Below are 16,104 nucleotides of genomic sequence, written 5' to 3'. Positions count from 1 at the left end.
TGGAAGATGGCTGAGCGACGGACCCCGGAAGGGCTGCGATACGGCTGGACCACGGGCGCCTGCGCGACCGCGGCGGCCACCGCGGCCTACACCGCGCTGCTCACCGGCGAGTTCCCGGACCCGGTCGAGGTGCTGCTGCCCAAGGGGCGGCGGCCGAGTTTCGCGCTGGCCACCGAGTCGCGGGCGGCCGGGTCGGCGAGCGCCGGTGTGATCAAGGACGCGGGCGACGACCCGGACGTCACGCACGGCGCGCTGGTCGTGGCCACCGTGCGGGCCGGCGAACCGGGCAGCGGGGTCGCCTTCGCGGCAGGGCCGGGCGTGGGCACGGTGACCAGGCCGGGGCTGCCGCTGGAGGTGGGTGAGCCGGCGATCAACCCGGTGCCGCGGCGGCTGATCACCGAGGCGGTGCACCGGGTGGCGGCCGCGCACGGCGGTACCGGTGACGTGCTGGTGGAGATCTCCATCCCGGACGGCGAGGAGATGGCGCGGCACACCTGGAACCCGCGGCTCGGCATCCTCGGCGGGCTGTCCGTGCTCGGCACCACCGGGGTGGTCGTGCCCTACTCCTGTTCGGCGTGGATCGACAGCATCCGGCGCGGGGTGGACGTTGCGCGGGCGATGGGCGTGACGCATGTCGCCGGTGCGACCGGCAGCACCTCGGAGCGGGTGGTGGCCGAGCTGTACGGGCTGCCGGAAACCGCGCTGCTGGACATGGGCGACTTCGCCGGCGCGGTGCTGAAGTACCTGCGGCGGCACCCGGTGGACCGGCTGTCGCTGGCCGGCGGGTTCGCCAAGTTCAGCAAGCTCGCGGCCGGGCATCTGGACCTGCATTCGAAACGGTCGCAGGTGGACCTCGGGCTGCTCGCGGGACTGGCGGAGCGGGCGGGGTTCGCCGGGCTGGCCGGGCCGATCACCGAGGCGAACACCGCGCTGCACGCCCTCCGGCTGGCCGAGGCCGAGGGGCTGGAACTGGGCGGGCTGGTCGCCGAACGGGCCCGCGCGGTGGCCGCGGAGGTACTCGGCGACGCGCCGATTTCGCTGGACGTGGTGGTGATCGACCGCGCCGGCGTCATCGTCGGCCGGGCCGGACCGAGCCCAACGTGACGTTCGGCCAATAGAACACACCAAACGTCACATTGGGCTCGTACGGGCGGCGGCGAATCGGCGGAGTCACTGGCCGTAGGAGTGCCGCAGCTTTTCGTTGATCAGCTTGTTCAGCCGGAAGCGCAGGTGCCCGAGCTTGCTCTCGTCCGGGGTGTCGCCGGTGGTGGTCAGCGTCCAGCGCAGGGCGGTCTCCACCCCGGCCGGTTCGAGGTCGAAGCGGATCTCGTCGTTCGGCCGGCTCGGCCACAGCGAGGACCAGACCACCAGCGCCGGCCGCTGCGCCGCCACCACCCGCGGCTCGACCTCGTCGGAGAGCAGCTCCAGCCACGGCCGCGCGTCCGGTTGGTGCGGGCGCGCCAGCGAGTCCCAGACGACGTGCGGCGGCGGGGGCAGCCTGCTCTTTCGGTGGCCCAGCTCGGTCATCGGGCCAGCGTAGGTTTCTGTCGGTGCCGGCGGCTAGTTTGTTTTCATGCGCGTAGGGATCACGATTCTGCCGGAGTACCGCTGGACGGTGGCCCGCCCGAAGTGGCAGGCGGTCGAGCGGTACGGGTTCGACCACGCCTGGACCTTCGACCACCTGGGCTGGCGGTCCCTTGTGGACGGTCCATGGTTCGGCTCGGTGCCGACGCTGACCGCGGCCGCGCTGGCCACCAGCCGGATCGAACTCGGCCCGCTGGTGGCCTCGCCGAACATCCGGCACCCGATCCCGTATGCCCGTGAGCTGACCGCGCTGGACGACGTGAGCGAGGGCAGGCTCACCGTCGGCCTCGGTGCCGGCAGCGCGACCGACTACGACAGCACCGTGTTCGGAGCGGACGGGGTGGTTTCCGGGCGAGGGCGGCGGTTCGGCGAGTTCATCGAACTGCTGGACGCGCTGCTCACCGGTGAGCCGGTGAGCTGGCAGGGCGAGTACTACGAGGCGGTGCAGGCGCGAGTCGCGCCGGGTTGCGTGCAGCGGCCGCGGGTGCCGTTCGTGGTGGCGGCCAACGGGCCGAAGGTGATGCGGCTGGCGGCCAGGTTCGGCCATGGCTGGATCACCACCGGCGGCAAGGCGGAGGAGTTGGACGGCTGGTGGGCCGCGGTCGCCGACGTGGGCACCCGGTTCGACGAAGCGCTGGCCGAAACGGGCCGCCCGCACGGCGAACCGCGGCGGTTCCTGCAGACCGACGCCGCCCCGGTCTTCTCACTGTCCAGTGTGGAGTGTTACCGGGATTTCCTCGGCCGGGCGGGCGAACTCGGCTTCACCGACGTGGTGGCGCCGTGGCCGCGGTCCGAGGGTGTCTTCGCGGGCAGCGAGTCCGTGCTGGAACAGGTCGCCGCGGAGGTGTTGCCCTCCCTCGACCGCTAGAGCGTGAGCACGATCTTGCCGCGCACCCGGCCGGTTTCGCTGAGCCGGTGTGCTTCGGCGGCTTCGGCCAGCGGCAGCACCTGGCCGACGTCGACCCGGAGTCGCTCGGACTCGATCAGCTCGCTGAGGCTGTCCAGATCGGCCGCGGACGGGGACACGTAGAACCGGTGGAAAAGCACTCCGTGCGCTGCGGCGGCTTCTTCGGTATCGGGGTCAGCGGCCCCGGAGGCGCAGAGCAGGATCCCGCCGCGCCGCAGGGCGGGCAGTGAGCGCTTGCCGTAGTCGCCGCCGACCAGGTCGAGCACGGCGTCCACCTCGCCTGCCGCCTCGGCGAAGTCGGTGCTGGAGTAGTCGATCGGCTCGTCGATGCCGAGGCCGCGCAGGAACTCGTGCTTCGCCGCGCTCGCGGTGCCGAGCACGTGGGCGCCGCGCGCCTTGGCGATCTGCACGGCCAGATGGCCGACCCCGCCGGCGGCGGCGTGCACCAGCACCCGCTGCCCGGCGCTCACCCCGGCCACCCGCACCAGTGCCTGCCAGGCGGTGAGCCCCGCCGACGGCAGGGCCGCGGCGTGCACGTGGTCCAGTCCCGGCGGTTTGCGGGCGAGGGTGTCCTCCCCGGTGACCAGGTACTCGGCGTAGCCGCCGAGGCGGGGGAACGGCAGGCCGTAGACCTCGTCGCCCGGGGCGAAGCCGGTCACGCCCTCGCCGGTCCGCTCGACCACCCCGGACACGTCCAGGCCGAGTACCGCGGGCAGCGTGACCAGGTCGCCGCCCACCTTGCCGGAGCGGATCTTCCAGTCCGCCGGGTTCACCGAGGTCGCGCGCACGCGCACCAGCACCTCACCTTGGCCGGGCTCCGGGCGGTCCAGCTCGACCAGCTCCAGCACCTCCGGCCCGCCGAACTCGGCGAAGGACACCGCTTTCATCCGGTTCGTCATCGTGTTTCCCCCTCGGGTCGATCCAGTTGGTGTCCCCATCCTGCGAACCCCGGTACCTGTTGTGAAGTAGGCACCTTTTTGATATCCAGGTACCTGATGGATACCACCAAATCCGACGGGCTCAGCCTCACCGAGCTCTACGTGCGCGACTGTCCCGCCCGCACCGTGCTCGCGGTGCTGGCCAACAAGTGGGCGGTGCTGGTGATGGGCTCGCTGCGCGAGGGGCCGATGCGGTTCAACGAGCTGCGCCGGCTGCTCGACGGCATCACGCAGAAGATGCTCACCCAGACGCTGCGCTCACTGGAACGGGACGGCCTGGTGCACCGCACGGTGTATCCGACCGTGCCGCCGCGGGTCGAGTACTCCCGCACCGAGCTCGGCGTCGGCGCGGCGGAACTGCTGGCCGCGATCGGCGAGTGGTCCTACGCGCACATCGACGAGATCTTCGCCGCCAGGGAGGACTACGACCGCAAGGCCCGGCTCGCTCCGGAACCGCTGCCGAGCTAGCCCTGGGAAGAGTGCGGCTGGGCGGAGCGGTCGCGGCCGGGGGAGTAGAGGAAGCTGTCCGGGAAGCTTTCGGCGGCGAGCACCCGGCCGACGAAGATCATCGCCGCGGCACCGATCCCGGCCGCGCGGACCTGCCCGGCGATCTCGTCCAGCCGTCCCCGCAGCACCTGCTCGGCGTCCTGGCTCGCCCTGGCCACCACGGCCACCGGGCAGTCCGGCCCGTAGTGCGGCAGCAGCTCCTCGGCCACCTGCTCGATCCGGTTCACCGCGAGATGCAGCGCCAAGGTCGAGCCGGTGGCACCGAAGGCGGCCAGCGTCTCCCCGGGCGGCATCGCCGTGGACCTGGCCCGCACCCTGGTCAGCACCAGGCTCTGGCCGACCTCCGGCACGGTCAGCTCACGACCGAGCACCGCGGCCGCGGCGGCGAAGGCGGGCACTCCCGGGGTGATCCGGTAGGGCACACCGGCCGCGTCCAGCCGCCTGGCCTGCTCGGCCACCGCGCTGTAGATCGACGGGTCGCCGGAGCACAGCCGTGCGACCTCCTTGCCCGCCCGGTGCCCTTCGACCAGTTCGGCCACGATCCGGTCGAGATCCAGCCCGGCGGTGTCCACCAGCCGCGCCCCCGGCGGGCAGTACGCCAGCAGATCGTCCGGGGTGAGGCTGCCCGGGTACAGGCAGAGTTCGCAGCGGGCCAGCAGGTCCCGCCCGCGCACGGTGATCAGGTCCGCCGCGCCGGGGCCAGCCCCGATGAAATGCACCGTCATCCGGTCGCCTCCAGGCTCATCTGGTCATGCTCCACTGGGTCACCGTCCTGGCCGGTTTCCAGCCGGTGAAACCACCGAGCGGCGCGGCCTGTTCGACGGCGATCCGGATCAACTCGCCGCCGTGCTCGCCGTAGCCGGCGGCGAGCGCCTGCTCGGACTCCACGGTCACCCCGTGCGCGACCAGCCTGCCGCCGCGGCCCAGCGCGGCAAGGCAGGCGTCGAGGACCCCGGGCACGGTCAGCCCGCCACCGATGAACACCGCGTCCGGGGCGGGCAGGCCGGCCAGCGCGTCCGGGGCGGACCCGGTGACCACGCGCAGGTCCGGCACGCCGAGCCGGTCCGCGTTGCGCCGGATCGCGGCCGCCCGCTCTGGCGCCCGTTCCACCGCCACCGCCCGGTTCCGCGGGTGCGCCCGCGACCATTCCACGGCCACGCTGCCGGCGCCGGCCCCGACGTCCCAAAGCAACTGCCCGGGAAACGGGCCGAGCCTGGCCAGCGCCGCGGCGCGCAGGTCCCGTTTGGTCAGCTGGCCGTCGTGCTCGAAGGCGTCGTCCGGCAGGCCGGGTACCGGTGGCCGCGGTGCCGCGTCCCGGCCGGCCCGGCATTCCACGGCCAGCACGTTGAGCGCGGCGAGGTCGCGGTGCGCCCAGTCCGCCGCGGTGCCGCGGACCAGCCGTTCGGCGGGGCCGCCGAGCTCTTCCAGCACGGTCAGCGAGCTCGCGCCGAACCCCTGCGCGGTCAGCAGCGCGGCCACCGCGGCGGGGGTGGACGCGTCGGAGCTGAGCAGGATCAGCCGCGCGTCCGGCGCCAGCGCCCGGTTGACCCGGTGCACGTCGCGGCCGACCAGGCTGATCACCTCGGCCGACTCGGCGGGCCAGCCGAGCCTGGCCATCGCCAGCGAAGGCGACGAGACCGCCGGCAGGATCCGCACCCGCTGCGCGCCGAAGCGCCGGACGAGGGTGGAGCCGATGCCGGAGACCAGCGGGTCGCCGCTGGCGAGTACGCAGACCCGGCGCCCGGCGTGCGCGTCGAACAGGGAGTCCAGGTTCGGCAGCAGCGGGCTCGGCCAGCTGAGCTTGACCGGCCCGGCCGGCACCAGATCCAGCTGACGCGCGCCGCCGAAGAGCACCTCGGCTTCGGTGACCGCGGCCATGGCCGGTTCGCCCAGCCCGGCCCAGCCGTCGGCGCCGATGCCCACCACGGTGATCGTCTGTTCTCCGGACACGGTGCCTGACGCTACTGGGTGGCTTGGCGGTCGGTTTTCTCACGTTTCCGGCCGCTGACGATGTGCGATGATCTGGCCGACGGCCGCCGAGGAACCTGGTGAGCGCTTCCCGCGCGAGTCCAGGGCGGTCCCGCCACTGTGACCGGCCCGAACCGGGCCGGGAGTCAGAGCTTCGGCAGGCCGTTGCGTGCCACGGGTTTCCGTCGCACGCACCGGTTTCAGTGGGCGTGGACACCCACTCGAGGCGAGGAGTCGTATGCGGCCGTATCCGTTCACCGCGGTTGTCGGCATGTCGGATCTCCGGCTTGCCCTGGTGCTTTCCGCGATCTCCCCGGCGATCGGCGGGGTGCTGGTGCGCGGCGAGAAGGGCACCGCGAAGTCGACCATGGTGCGGGCGCTGGCCGGCCTGCTGCCGGGGGTGCGGGTGGTGGAGGACTGCCGGTTCTCCTGCGACCCGGCGGTCCCGGACCCGGCTTGCCCGGACGGTCCCCACCCGGCCGCGGCGCCGTCGCACCGGCGGCCCGCGAAGCTGGTCGAACTGCCGGTGGGCGCGGCGGAGGACAGGGTGGTCGGTTCGCTGAACCTGGAGCGCGCGCTCGGCGCCGGGGTGACCGACTACCAGCCGGGGCTGCTGGCCGCGGCGCACCGCGGACTGCTCTACGTGGACGAGGTCAACCTGCTGCACGACCATCTGGTGGACACCCTGCTGGACGCGGCCGCGATGGGCCGGGCCACCGTGGAGCGCGAGGGCGTGTCCGTTTCGCACGCGGCCAGGTTCGTGCTGATCGGCACGATGAACCCGGAGGAGGGCGAGCTGCGCCCGCAGCTGCTGGACCGGTTCGGGCTGACCGTCGAGGTGGCTTCCAGCCGTGACCCGGAGCAGCGGGTGGAGGTGATCCGCCGTCGGCTGGACTACGAGGCCGACCCGGACGCCTTCGCCGCCCGCTATGCCGGTGACGACGCCGAGCTGGCGGTGGAAATCCAGGCGGCGCAAGGACTTCTCGGTTCGGTCCGGCTGACCGATGACGCGTTGCGGCAGATCGCCGAGGTGTGCGCGTCCTTCGAGGTGGACGGGATGCGCGCGGACATCGTGACCGCGCGCACCGCGACCGCGCACGCCGCCTGGTGCGGTCGGGAAGAGGTGGGCACCGAGGACATCAGGGTGGCGGCCAGGCTGGCGCTGCCGCATCGGCGCCGGCGCAACCCGTTCGACGCGCCGGGCATCGACTCCGAGCAGTTGGAGCAGGCGCTGCGGGACGCACAGCCGCCCGAGGACGAGCCACCACCGGACGGTCCTGGCCCGGGCGGCGAGCCGGATTCCGGTCCGGCGCCGGAAAACGGCCAACTCGGTGACGGGGACGGCCAACCGGATGACGGGGACGGCCAACACGGCGACGTGGACGGCCAACACGGTGGCGGGCAGCGGACGGTCGGGAGCGGGAGCCCGTATCGGGCGAGGGTGTTCACGGTGGCGGGCACCGGGGAAGGGGCGCAGGGGAGGCGGTCGCGGGCGATCACCGAAACCGGTCGGACCGTGGGGGTCCGGCCGGCGGGGGAGCGGACCGGGCGGCCGCATCTGCTGGCGACGGTGCGGGCGGCGGCGCCGCACCAGCGGGCCAGGGGCAGGTCCGGGGCCGGGCTCGAGCTGCGGTCGCGGGATCTGCGGTTCGCGTTGCGCGAAGGGCGCGAGGGCAATCTGGTGCTGTTCTGCGTGGACGCGTCCGGCTCGATGGGCGCGCGGGCCAGGATGCGCGAGGTCAAATCCGCCGTGCTGTCCCTGCTGCTGGACGCGTACCAGCGCCGGGACAAGGTCGGCCTGGTCACCTTCCGTGCCGCGGAGGCGGAGCTGGCGCTGCCGCCGACGATCAGCGTGGACGCGGCGGCGTCCCGGCTGGAGGCGCTGCCGACCGGTGGCCGCACCCCGCTGGCCGAGGGGCTGCTGAAGGCGGCGCACGTGCTGCGCGTGGAGGCGCTGCGCGACCCGCGCCGCCGTCCGCTGCTGGTGCTGGTCACCGATGGCAGGGCGACCAGCGGCCAGGACGCGGTCGCCAGGTCGCAGACGGCCGCCGGGCTGCTCGCGGCCGCCGGGGTGACGTCGGTGGTGATGGACTGCGAGACCGGCCGGATGCGGCTCGGCCTCGCCGCCGAACTGGCCGACCGGCTCGGCGGCGAGCACGTGGCGCTGGGCGAGGTCGCCGCGGACGCGCTGGCTGGTGCCGTGCGTTCCAGGACCGGGAGGGCCGCGTAATGCCCAAAGGGAAGCCGGAGGTCGTGCCGGAGGACGGGCTGACCACGCGCCAGCGCCGCAACCGGCCGTTGCTGGTGGTGCACACCGGGGAGATGAAGGGCAAGTCCACCGCCGCCTTCGGGATGGCGCTGCGAGCGTGGAACCAGGGCTGGTCGGTCGGCGTGTTCCAGTTCGTGAAGTCCGCGAAGTGGAAGGTGGGCGAGGAGTCCGCGTTCCGCGCGCTGGGCGAGTTGCACGCGTCCACCGGGCAGGGCGGGCCGGTGGAGTGGCACAAGATGGGCGAGGGCTGGAGCTGGGCGCGCAAGTCCGGCACCGAAGAGGACCACGCGGCGAACGCGCGCGAGGGCTGGGCGGAGATCCGGCGCCGGCTTTCCGAGCAGCGGCACGACTTCTACGTGCTCGACGAGTTCAGCTATCCGCTGCACTGGGGCTGGGTGGACGTGGCCGAGGTGGTGCACGCGCTGACCGGCAGGCCGGGCCGGCAGCACGTGGTGATCACCGGCCGCAACGCGCCGGAGGAGCTGATCGAGGCCGCGGACCTGGTGGTGCGGATGACCAAGGTGAAGCATCCGATGGACGCCGGGCAAAAGGGCCAGCGGGGCATCGAATGGTGACCGCGTGGTGACCGGGTGGTAGCGCGGGTGGTGATCGCGGCGCCGGGTTCCGGGCACGGCAAGACCACCGTCGCCGCCGGGCTGATGGCCGCGCTGCGCGGGCGCGGGCTGCGGGTGTCCGGGCACAAGGTCGGTCCCGACTTCATCGATCCCGGCTACCACGCGCTGGCCACCGGGCGGCCCGCCCGGAACCTGGATCCGTTCCTGCAGGGCGAACACCGGCTGGTGCCGCTGCTGCGCCACGGTGCCGGTGACGCGGAGCTGGCCGTGATCGAGGGCGTGATGGGCCTGTTCGACGGCGCGCTCGGCACCGAGGGTTACGCGTCCACCGCGCATGTCGCGCGCCTGCTGGACGCGCCGGTGGTGCTGGTGGTGGACGCCAGCGCGGCCAGCCGGAGCGTGGCCGCGGTGGTGCTGGGTTTCGCGCACTACGACCCGGCCGTCCGGCTGGCCGGGGTGATCCTGAACAAGCTCGGCTCGCAGCGGCACGAGGACGAGATCAGGGCGGCGCTGGCGCCGACCGGGATCGAGGTGCTCGGCGCGTTGCGGCGGACCGACGACATCCACGCGCCGAGCCGGCATCTCGGCCTGGTCCCGGCGGGGGAGCGGATCGCGGAGTCGCGACGGATGCTGCCCAGGCTGGCCGACTGGATCACCGAAGGGGTTGACCTGGCGGCGGTGCTCCGGGTCGCCGGGTCGGCACCGCCGCTGGCCGGGCCTGCCTGGGATCCCGCCGCCGAGGTCGAATCGGGGCCGCCGGCGGTGGTCGCCGCCGCGGCCGGGCCGGCGTTCACCTTCCGCTACACCGAGACGGCCGAGCTGCTGGCCGCCGCCGGTGTCCGGGTGGTGGACCTGGATCCGTTGCACGACAAGGCTTTGCCCGACGGTTGTGGCGGCCTGTACTTCGGCGGCGGGTTTCCCGAGGTGCACGCGGACGAGCTGTCCGCGAACGAGCCGCTGCGCACCGCGGTGGCCGAGGCGGCGCGCAGCGGGATGCCGGTGGTCGCGGAATGCGCCGGGCTGCTGTACCTGTGCCAGGAGCTCGACGGGCTGCCGATGGCCGGGGTGCTGCCAGCGTCGGCGCGGATGACCCGGCGTGGCGCGCTGGGCTACCGGAAGGCGGACGCGCCCTCGGCGAACCTGCTCGCCGAAGCAGGCCAGCGGGTCACCGGGCACGAGTTCCACCGCACGGAAGTCGTGCCAGGGCAAGGGGAATCGCCGGCCTGGCGGTGGGACGGCGAGGGCGAGGGCTTCGCGACGGCGACGGTGCACGCGTCCTACCTGCATGTGCACTGGGCCGGTCATCCGGAGCTGGCGCGGCGGTTCGCGGCTGCGGTGCGCGCCCGTGGTTGAGCCGTTCGTGGACGGTACGGTCGACCTGTGCCACCACGGCGACCGGGAGGTCGGCGCCGGGCTGGTGGACCTGGCGGTGAACGTCCGGCTGCCCGCGCCACCCGAGTGGCTGCGTCGCGTGCTGATGGCGAGTGTGGCGGACCTGGCGGCGTACCCGGACGTCCGCGCGGCCACCGAAGCGGTCGCGTCGCGGCACCGGCTTGCCGCAGGGGAGGTGCTGGTCACCGCCGGCGCGGCGGAGGCGTTCACCTTGCTGGCCAACGCTTTCACCCCGCGCCGCGCGGCGGTCGTGCACCCGCAGTTCACCGAGCCGGAGGCGGCGCTGCGGGCGGCCGGGCACCCGGTGCACCGGGTGCTGCTGTCGGCCGCGGACGGTTTCGTGCTGAAACCCGACGCCGTGCCCGAGGACGCGGACCTGGTCGTGTTGGGCAACCCGACCAACCCGACTTCGGTGCTGCACCCGGCGGCGGCGATCCTGGACCTGGTCCGGCCCGGCCGGCTGCTGGTGGTGGACGAGGCCTTCATGGACGCGGTCCCCGGTGAACCGGAAACCCTCGCCGGCCAACGGGTCCCCGGGCTGCTGGTGATCCGCAGCCTGACCAAGACCTGGGGCATCGCGGGGCTGCGGGCCGGGTACCTGCTCGGCGACCGGGAACCGCTCGACCGGCTGCGGGCGGTGCAGCCGCCGTGGTCGGTGTCCACCCCGGCCGCGGTCGCGGTGGCGGCGTGCAGCGCCCCGGCGGCGGTCGCGGAGGCGGCCGGGCTGGCCGAGTCGGCCGAGCACGACCGCCGGTACCTGCTGGACGGCCTGCGCCGGCTCGGGGTCGAGGTGAGCGGGCGGCCGCGCGGACCGTTCGTGCTGGTGCGCCTGCCCGGCGCGGACCGCGTCCGGGAACGCCTGCGCGCGGCCGGTTACGCGGTCCGCCGCGGCGACACCTTCCCCGGCCTCGGCACCGACTGGCTCCGCATGGCGGTCCGGGACCGGGAGATCACCGGCGACTTCCTCGAGCAGCTGGGTCGCCTACTGGCGTCGTGAGTGAAAAGTGTTGCCAGGGCAACATTTTTCACTCACGAGGCCAGGGCGAGAAAGGCGGCTGCGGTGGCGAGTTCGACGCAGCCGCCGAGCACGTCGCCGGTGATGCCGCCGAGTCGCCGGACGCAGCGGGCGAGCAGCAGGGCGGCGGCCGCGTAGGCGAGTACGACGGCCAGCGGGCCACGCCACCACGTCAGGCCGGGTGAGAGCACCGAAAGCCCGGCGAGCAGCAGGAAGACCAGTGCCGCCAACGGAACCGCCACCGACTCGGCGACCGTCGCGCCCAATCCTTCGGCTCGCGCGGAGGGAACTCCCTTGGCGCAGCACAGGGAAAGCGTCGCCCGACCGGCCAGCACCCCGAGCACGGCCGCGGCCACCCCGTGCCCGGCGGCGACCGCCCCGGACAACCCGGCGCACTGGGCGAGCAGCACGAAGACCAGGGTCGCCACCCCGGCCGGTCCCGAGTCGCCGCGGCGCATCACGTCCAGCGCCCGCTTGCGGTCGTACGACGCGCCGAGCCCGTCCGCGGTGTCGGCCAGCCCGTCCAGATGCAGCCCGCGGGAGGCCAGCGCCACCGCGCCAACGGCGAGCACCGCGGTCGCGAAAGCGGGCAGCCCGACCACCTCCCCGCCGAGCACGACCAGCCCGGCGACTACGGCCAGCGGCACCGCGGCCGGCACGGCGAGCAGCATCGCGGCACCGGCCACCCGCCGGTCGATGCGTCCTGGCGGCGGCACCGGCAACGCGGTCAGCGTGCCGAAGGCCATCCGCAGCGCGTCCCTCACAGGTCGAGATCCGCCAGCGAGCCCATTTCGGCCAGCACCGCCCGCGCGGACCGCAGGATCGGCACCGCCTGCACCGCACCGCTGCCTTCACCGAGTCGCAGCCCGAGATCCAGCAGCGGCACCAGGCCCAGCTTCCCCAGCGCGAACGCCTGCGCGGGTTCGGTCGAGCGATGCCCGGCCAGCCACCAGTTCGCCGCGCCGGGCGCGAGGTCGTGCGCGACCAAAGCCGCCGCGCTGGAGAAGACCCCGTCCAGCAGCACCGGAACCCCGCGAGCCGCGCCCTGCACCAGGAAACCCGCGGTGGCCGCGGCGCACGCACTGCCCAGCGCGGTGAGCAGCTCGAACGGCTCGCCGGCCCGCCCGGCCGCCCTGGTCAGCGCGGCGTCGATCACCGCGGCCTTGCGCGACAGCCCGGCGGCGTCCACCCCGGTGCCGGTGCCGGCCACCTCCACCCCGGACAGTCCGGTGGACGCGGCCACCAGCGCGGCCGCCACCGTGCTGTTCCCGATCCCCATGTCCCCGGGGATCAGCAGCTCCGCACCCGCGTCCACCTCGACGTCCGCGATCGCGCGGCCCGCCTCGAAAGCGCGTTCCGCCTCACCGGGCAGCAGCGCGTCTTCCACGTCGATCGAGCCGGAACCACGGCGGATCTTGTACTCGGACACCTCCGCCGGCACCCCGGCCAGCTCGTCGTCCACCGCGATGTCGCGCACCCGCACCCGCGCGCCGACGGTACCGGCGAGCACGCTCACCCCGCTGTCGCCGGCGAGGAACACCCGCACCATGGCCGCGGTGATCTCCCGCGGATAAGCGGAAACCGCGGGGGATTCGGCCGCGGTCACCCCGTGGTCCCCGGCGAACACCACCACCCGCACGTCGTCGAGTGGCCGCGGCGGCACCTCGCCGTGCGCGGCACAGAGCCAGGCGGCCACCTCCTCCAGCCTGCCCAGCGCGCCGACCGGTTTCACCAGCCCGTCCAGCCGACGGACCGCTTCGGCCTCGGCCTCGGCATCCGGCACCGGAATCTCGAAGCCGGTCACGCTGCACGCTCTTCGCTCAATTCCAGCAGCCGCCCGGCGACCACCAGCCGGACGCTGTCCGAGCCGGCCGCGACCCTGGTGTTCAACGCGCCCAGCACATCGCGGAACAGCCGCCCGGCGACGGTGCCCGGCACCACCCCGCTGCCCACCTCGTTGCTCACCGCCACCACCGGCACGTGCGCGCCGGCCCATGCGGCGAGGAAGTCCTCCAGCCGCTCGTCCAGCCGCAGCTCCCAGCCTTCGGTCTGCTGCCAGGCACCGACCTCGTCCAGCACCCGGCTCAACCAGGTGCCGAGGCAGTCGATCAGCAGCGGGCGCGACGCCTCCCGCAGCACCTTCGCCAGGTCGCTGGTCTCCAGCGTCCGCCAGTTCGCCGGCCGGCGCGCGCGGTGCGCGGCGACCCTGGCCGCCCATTCCGGATCGTCCTCGCTCGGCGGCAGCCCGGCCGCGACGTAGACCACCTCGGGGTGGCGGGTCATGAGCCGTTCGGCGTGCCGGGACTTCCCGGAGCGGACACCGCCGAGGACCAGTACCTTCTGGTCTCCGCGCGCGTACCGCCGGAGCAGCCGCGCCACCATTTCGAGCAGGGCCGCGAGCCGCTGGGTCAGCTTGGTCATAACCCGCATTGTCGCCGAAGCACTAGGGTGCCGGTCGTGGCACTGGCTGTTTTGCGCGGACGGGCGTGATGCGCGTGCGCGGTCCGGTCCCGGCGGCCGGTCTTGTCGCCGGATATGCGGCCGATGCCCTGTTCGGCGACCCGCGGCGCGGGCATCCGGTGGCGCTGTTCGGCCGCGCCGCCGCCGCGCTGGAACGGCGCGTGTGGGCCGGATCGAAGACAAGGGGAATCGGTTACGCGGTGCTCTGCACCGGCCTGCCGGTTGCGCTCGGGCTCGCTGTGCAGGCCGCGACCCGGCACCGGCCCGCCACCCGGTTCGCCGCGACCGCGCTCGCCACCTGGACCGTGCTGGGCGGGCGCGGGCTGGCCGGTGAAGGTGCCGCGATGGCGGAGCTGCTCGACCGCGGCGACCTGCCCGCCGCGCGGCTGCGGTTGTCGCATCTCTGCGGCCGGGACGCCGATGGCCTCGACTCCGCCGCGCTGGCGCGTGCGGCTACCGAGTCGATCGCGGAGAACACGTCGGACGCGGTGGTCGCGCCGCTGCTGTGGGGCGCGGTGGCCGGGCTGCCGGGACTGCTCGGCTACCGGGCGCTGAACACTTTGGACGCCATGGTCGGCCACCGTTCGCCGCGGCATCTGCGGTTCGGCTGGGCCACCGCGCGCGGCGACGACCTGGCGAACCTGGTGCCGGCCAGGGCGGGCGCGCTGGCCGCCGTGCTGTGCGCGGCCGCGGCGGGCGGACGGCCGGACCAGGCGTGGCGGATCTGGCGCCGCGACGGGGCGAGACACCCCAGCCCGAACGCCGGTCAGGTGGAGGCCGCGTTCGCCGGTGCGCTGGGCGTCCGGCTCGGCGGGGTGAACAGCTACCACGGCGAGACCGAGGACCGCGGTGTGCTCGGGGACGGGCCCGCGCCGGGCACCGAGGACCTGCGCCGGGCGGTGACCCTGTCCAGGGCGGTCGGGCTGGCCGCGCTGATCCTCGCGGTGGGACTGGCCCGATGAGCGGGCTGCTGGTCGCGGGTACCACCTCGGACGCCGGGAAAAGCCTTGTCACCGCCGGAATCTGCCGCTGGCTGTCCCGCAGGGGGGTGCGGGTGGCGCCGTTCAAGGCGCAGAACATGTCGAACAACTCGATGGTCTGCGCGGACGGCGCGGAGATCGGCAGGGCGCAGTGGCTGCAGGCGGTGGCCGCCCGGATCGAACCGGAGGCCGCGCTGAACCCGGTGCTGCTCAAACCGGGCAGCGACCGGCGCAGCCACGTGATCGCGATGGGCAAGCCGTTCGGCGTGCTGGACGCCGGCGAGTACGCCACCGGCCGGACCGCACTGGCCGGGATCGCCTTCGACGCACTGGCCGACTTGCGCGACCGGTTCGACGTGGTGGTCTGCGAGGGCGCCGGCAGCCCGGCCGAGATCAACCTGAGGGCCGGCGACTACGTGAACCTGGGGCTGGCCAGGCGGTTCGGGCTGCCGGTGGTGGTGGTCGGCGACATCGACCGCGGCGGGGTGCTGGCGTCCATGTTCGGCACCTTGGCCCTGCTCGACGGCGCGGACCAGGCGCTGCTGGCGGGCTGGATCGTGAACAAGTTCCGCGGCGACGTCGGCCTGCTGCGGCCCGGCCTTGACCGGCTGGCCGAGCTCACCGGGCGCCCGGTGCTCGGCGTGCTGCCCTGGCTGGACGGGGTGTGGATCGACTCGGAGGACGCGTTGGCAGCGGCCGGCTGGGCCGGGCAGCGGGCGAGAGCCACAGGGCGTCCGCTGAGGATTGCGGTGCTGCGTTTTCCCCGCGCCTCCAACGCGACCGACGTGGACGCGCTGGCCGCCGAACCGGGGGTGGCGGTCGGGCTGACCGCCGACCCGGACCAGGTGGCCGAGGCGGATGTGGTGGTGCTGCCGGGAACCAGGGCCACCGTGCACGATCTGCGCTGGCTGCGGGAGCGCGGGCTGGCCGCGCCGCTGCGGGCGCGGGCCGAAGCCGGCCGCCCGGTGCTCGGCATCTGCGGCGGCTACCAGATGCTGGCCGGACGCATCTGCGACGAGCTGGAATCGGGGGAGGGCGTCGTCGAAGGGCTCGGGCTGCTGCCCACGACGGTCACCTTCGCCGCGGAGAAGGTGCTCGGCAGGCCGTCCGGGCACTGGCGCGGACACGCCGTACCGGCCTACGAGATCCACCACGGCAGTGCCGCACTTGAAGAGGAAAGTCCCGCTGTGGAGCCATTTCTGGATGGCTGGCGGCGCGGCTCGGTGTGGGGGACCACCTGGCACGGCGCCTTCGACAACGACGGCTTCCGCCGTGCCTGGCTGGCCGAAGCTGCCGCGCAGGCCGGGGTCGACTGGTCGCCCTCGCCCGGCGCGCCGGGGTTCGCCACCCTCCGGGAGTCCATGTTGGACGGACTGGCCGACGCCATCGACGAGCACCTCGACACCGCCGCCCTGCTCCACCTCGCCACCCACGGCCCTCCCCCATCCCTGCCCCTCCTCCCACCCGGCCACCCCGGCGGCCACCCCGGCAAATAGCCGGCTTTTTGCC

General features: G+C 74.0%; 16 protein-coding genes. 9 read left to right on the top strand and 7 right to left on the bottom strand.

Features of this window, described 5'->3' with window-relative positions; genetic code table 11:
- Positions 1–6 precede the first annotated feature (6 nt).
- Positions 7–1,104, top strand: coding sequence for a cobalt-precorrin-5B (C(1))-methyltransferase (locus tag AMYNI_RS0104780; protein WP_020666841.1), 1,098 nt, complete (start codon positions 7–9; stop codon positions 1,102–1,104).
- 66 nt (positions 1,105–1,170) lie between these two features.
- Here the strand turns inward: AMYNI_RS0104780 and AMYNI_RS0104775 are convergent, their stop codons facing one another.
- Positions 1,171–1,527, bottom strand: a complete 357-nt coding sequence (locus AMYNI_RS0104775) for a hypothetical protein (RefSeq protein ID WP_020666840.1) — start codon at positions 1,525–1,527, stop codon at positions 1,171–1,173.
- A gap of 46 nt (positions 1,528–1,573) precedes the next feature.
- Here AMYNI_RS0104775 and AMYNI_RS0104770 point away from each other — a divergent pair, with 46 nt between their 5' ends.
- Positions 1,574–2,452, top strand: coding sequence for an LLM class flavin-dependent oxidoreductase (locus tag AMYNI_RS0104770; RefSeq protein WP_020666839.1), 879 nt, complete (start codon positions 1,574–1,576; stop codon positions 2,450–2,452).
- Here the strand turns inward: AMYNI_RS0104770 and AMYNI_RS0104765 are convergent.
- Positions 2,449–3,390, bottom strand: a complete 942-nt coding sequence (locus AMYNI_RS0104765; RefSeq protein WP_020666838.1) for an NADP-dependent oxidoreductase — start codon at positions 3,388–3,390, stop codon at positions 2,449–2,451. The two genes, AMYNI_RS0104770 and AMYNI_RS0104765, sit on opposite strands and share 4 nt — an antisense overlap.
- Positions 3,391–3,486: 96 nt before the next feature.
- On the opposite strand from AMYNI_RS0104765, the gene AMYNI_RS0104760 reads away from it, so the two are divergent.
- A complete protein-coding gene (locus AMYNI_RS0104760; RefSeq protein ID WP_020666837.1) occupies positions 3,487–3,897 on the top strand; it encodes a winged helix-turn-helix transcriptional regulator in 411 nt (136 codons plus the stop codon).
- Here the strand turns inward: AMYNI_RS0104760 and cobM are convergent.
- Entirely contained in the window at positions 3,894–4,661 is a 768-nt protein-coding gene (cobM, locus tag AMYNI_RS0104755; protein WP_020666836.1) for a precorrin-4 C(11)-methyltransferase, read from the bottom strand. The two genes, AMYNI_RS0104760 and cobM, sit on opposite strands and share 4 nt — an antisense overlap.
- Positions 4,662–4,677: 16 nt before the next feature.
- The gene (gene cbiE, locus AMYNI_RS0104750; RefSeq protein ID WP_020666835.1) at positions 4,678–5,886 is read right to left on the bottom strand and encodes a precorrin-6y C5,15-methyltransferase (decarboxylating) subunit CbiE; all 1,209 of its coding nucleotides are present in this window, start codon (positions 5,884–5,886) and stop codon (positions 4,678–4,680) included.
- Between the two features lie 256 nt (positions 5,887–6,142).
- On the opposite strand from cbiE, the gene AMYNI_RS0104745 reads away from it, so the two are divergent.
- Genes AMYNI_RS0104745 through cobC form a run of 4 tightly spaced genes read left to right on the top strand, consistent with a single transcriptional unit; the run spans position 6,143 to position 11,137 of the window.
- Complete coding sequence (locus tag AMYNI_RS0104745; RefSeq protein ID WP_020666834.1) at positions 6,143–8,134, top strand: putative cobaltochelatase; 1,992 nt, start codon at positions 6,143–6,145, stop codon at positions 8,132–8,134.
- The gene (gene cobO, locus AMYNI_RS0104740) at positions 8,134–8,748 is read left to right on the top strand and encodes a cob(I)yrinic acid a,c-diamide adenosyltransferase (protein ID WP_020666833.1); all 615 of its coding nucleotides are present in this window, start codon (positions 8,134–8,136) and stop codon (positions 8,746–8,748) included. Before AMYNI_RS0104745 ends, cobO begins: the two co-directional genes overlap by 1 nt.
- A gap of 15 nt (positions 8,749–8,763) precedes the next feature.
- A complete protein-coding gene (locus AMYNI_RS0104735) occupies positions 8,764–10,101 on the top strand; it encodes a cobyrinic acid a,c-diamide synthase CobB (protein ID WP_026360057.1) in 1,338 nt (445 codons plus the stop codon).
- A complete protein-coding gene (gene cobC, locus AMYNI_RS0104730; RefSeq protein WP_020666831.1) occupies positions 10,034–11,137 on the top strand; it encodes an Rv2231c family histidinol phosphate aminotransferase CobC in 1,104 nt (367 codons plus the stop codon). The genes AMYNI_RS0104735 and cobC overlap by 68 nt, the downstream gene beginning before the upstream one ends.
- 32 nt (positions 11,138–11,169) lie before the next feature.
- On the opposite strand, the gene AMYNI_RS0104725 is transcribed toward cobC, so the two are convergent.
- Genes AMYNI_RS0104725 through AMYNI_RS0104715 form a run of 3 tightly spaced genes read right to left on the bottom strand, consistent with a single transcriptional unit; the run spans position 11,170 to position 13,576 of the window.
- A complete protein-coding gene (locus AMYNI_RS0104725; RefSeq protein WP_040406500.1) occupies positions 11,170–11,901 on the bottom strand; it encodes an adenosylcobinamide-GDP ribazoletransferase in 732 nt (243 codons plus the stop codon).
- 14 nt (positions 11,902–11,915) lie between these two features.
- Complete coding sequence (gene cobT / locus AMYNI_RS0104720) at positions 11,916–12,959, bottom strand: nicotinate-nucleotide--dimethylbenzimidazole phosphoribosyltransferase (protein WP_020666829.1); 1,044 nt, start codon at positions 12,957–12,959, stop codon at positions 11,916–11,918.
- Positions 12,956–13,576, bottom strand: coding sequence for a bifunctional adenosylcobinamide kinase/adenosylcobinamide-phosphate guanylyltransferase (locus AMYNI_RS0104715; RefSeq protein WP_020666828.1), 621 nt, complete (start codon positions 13,574–13,576; stop codon positions 12,956–12,958). The genes cobT and AMYNI_RS0104715 overlap by 4 nt, the downstream gene beginning before the upstream one ends.
- Positions 13,577–13,644: 68 nt before the next feature.
- On the opposite strand from AMYNI_RS0104715, the gene AMYNI_RS0104710 reads away from it, so the two are divergent.
- Both AMYNI_RS0104710 and AMYNI_RS0104705 read left to right on the top strand, forming a co-directional pair.
- Positions 13,645–14,577 carry a cobalamin biosynthesis protein gene (locus AMYNI_RS0104710; RefSeq protein WP_020666827.1) on the top strand — a complete coding sequence of 311 codons (933 nt, stop codon included), beginning with the start codon at positions 13,645–13,647 and terminating at the stop codon, positions 14,575–14,577.
- Positions 14,574–16,091 carry a cobyric acid synthase gene (locus AMYNI_RS0104705; RefSeq protein WP_020666826.1) on the top strand — a complete coding sequence of 506 codons (1,518 nt, stop codon included), beginning with the start codon at positions 14,574–14,576 and terminating at the stop codon, positions 16,089–16,091. The genes AMYNI_RS0104710 and AMYNI_RS0104705 overlap by 4 nt, the downstream gene beginning before the upstream one ends.
- Positions 16,092–16,104: the final 13 nt, after the last annotated feature.

Origin of the sequence: Amycolatopsis nigrescens CSC17Ta-90 (genome assembly GCF_000384315.1) — a bacterium.
In the GTDB taxonomy this organism is placed as follows: Bacteria; Actinomycetota; Actinomycetes; order Mycobacteriales; family Pseudonocardiaceae; genus Amycolatopsis; species Amycolatopsis nigrescens.
The sequence above is the reverse complement of the archived record's forward strand: the minus strand, read 5'-3'. Positions and strand labels throughout refer to the sequence as shown.

Excerpts from the sequence above, each read along its gene's own strand:
- AMYNI_RS0104780 (WP_020666841.1), top strand. The coding sequence starts at position 7 with ATGGCTGAGCGACGGACCCCGGAAGGGCTGCGATACGGCTGGACCACG.
- AMYNI_RS0104705 (WP_020666826.1), top strand. The coding sequence starts at position 14,574 with ATGAGCGGGCTGCTGGTCGCGGGTACCACCTCGGACGCCGGGAAAAGC.
- AMYNI_RS0104765 (WP_020666838.1), bottom strand. The coding sequence starts at position 3,390 with ATGACGAACCGGATGAAAGCGGTGTCCTTCGCCGAGTTCGGCGGGCCG.
- cobC (WP_020666831.1), top strand. The coding sequence starts at position 10,034 with ATGTGCACTGGGCCGGTCATCCGGAGCTGGCGCGGCGGTTCGCGGCTG.
- AMYNI_RS0104760 (WP_020666837.1), top strand. The coding sequence starts at position 3,487 with ATGGATACCACCAAATCCGACGGGCTCAGCCTCACCGAGCTCTACGTG.
- AMYNI_RS0104715 (WP_020666828.1), bottom strand. The coding sequence starts at position 13,576 with ATGACCAAGCTGACCCAGCGGCTCGCGGCCCTGCTCGAAATGGTGGCG.
- AMYNI_RS0104745 (WP_020666834.1), top strand. The coding sequence starts at position 6,143 with ATGCGGCCGTATCCGTTCACCGCGGTTGTCGGCATGTCGGATCTCCGG.
- AMYNI_RS0104725 (WP_040406500.1), bottom strand. The coding sequence starts at position 11,901 with ATGGCCTTCGGCACGCTGACCGCGTTGCCGGTGCCGCCGCCAGGACGC.
- cobO (WP_020666833.1), top strand. The coding sequence starts at position 8,134 with ATGCCCAAAGGGAAGCCGGAGGTCGTGCCGGAGGACGGGCTGACCACG.
- AMYNI_RS0104770 (WP_020666839.1), top strand. The coding sequence starts at position 1,574 with ATGCGCGTAGGGATCACGATTCTGCCGGAGTACCGCTGGACGGTGGCC.
- AMYNI_RS0104710 (WP_020666827.1), top strand. The coding sequence starts at position 13,645 with ATGCGCGTGCGCGGTCCGGTCCCGGCGGCCGGTCTTGTCGCCGGATAT.
- AMYNI_RS0104775 (WP_020666840.1), bottom strand. The coding sequence starts at position 1,527 with ATGACCGAGCTGGGCCACCGAAAGAGCAGGCTGCCCCCGCCGCCGCAC.
- cobM (WP_020666836.1), bottom strand. The coding sequence starts at position 4,661 with ATGACGGTGCATTTCATCGGGGCTGGCCCCGGCGCGGCGGACCTGATC.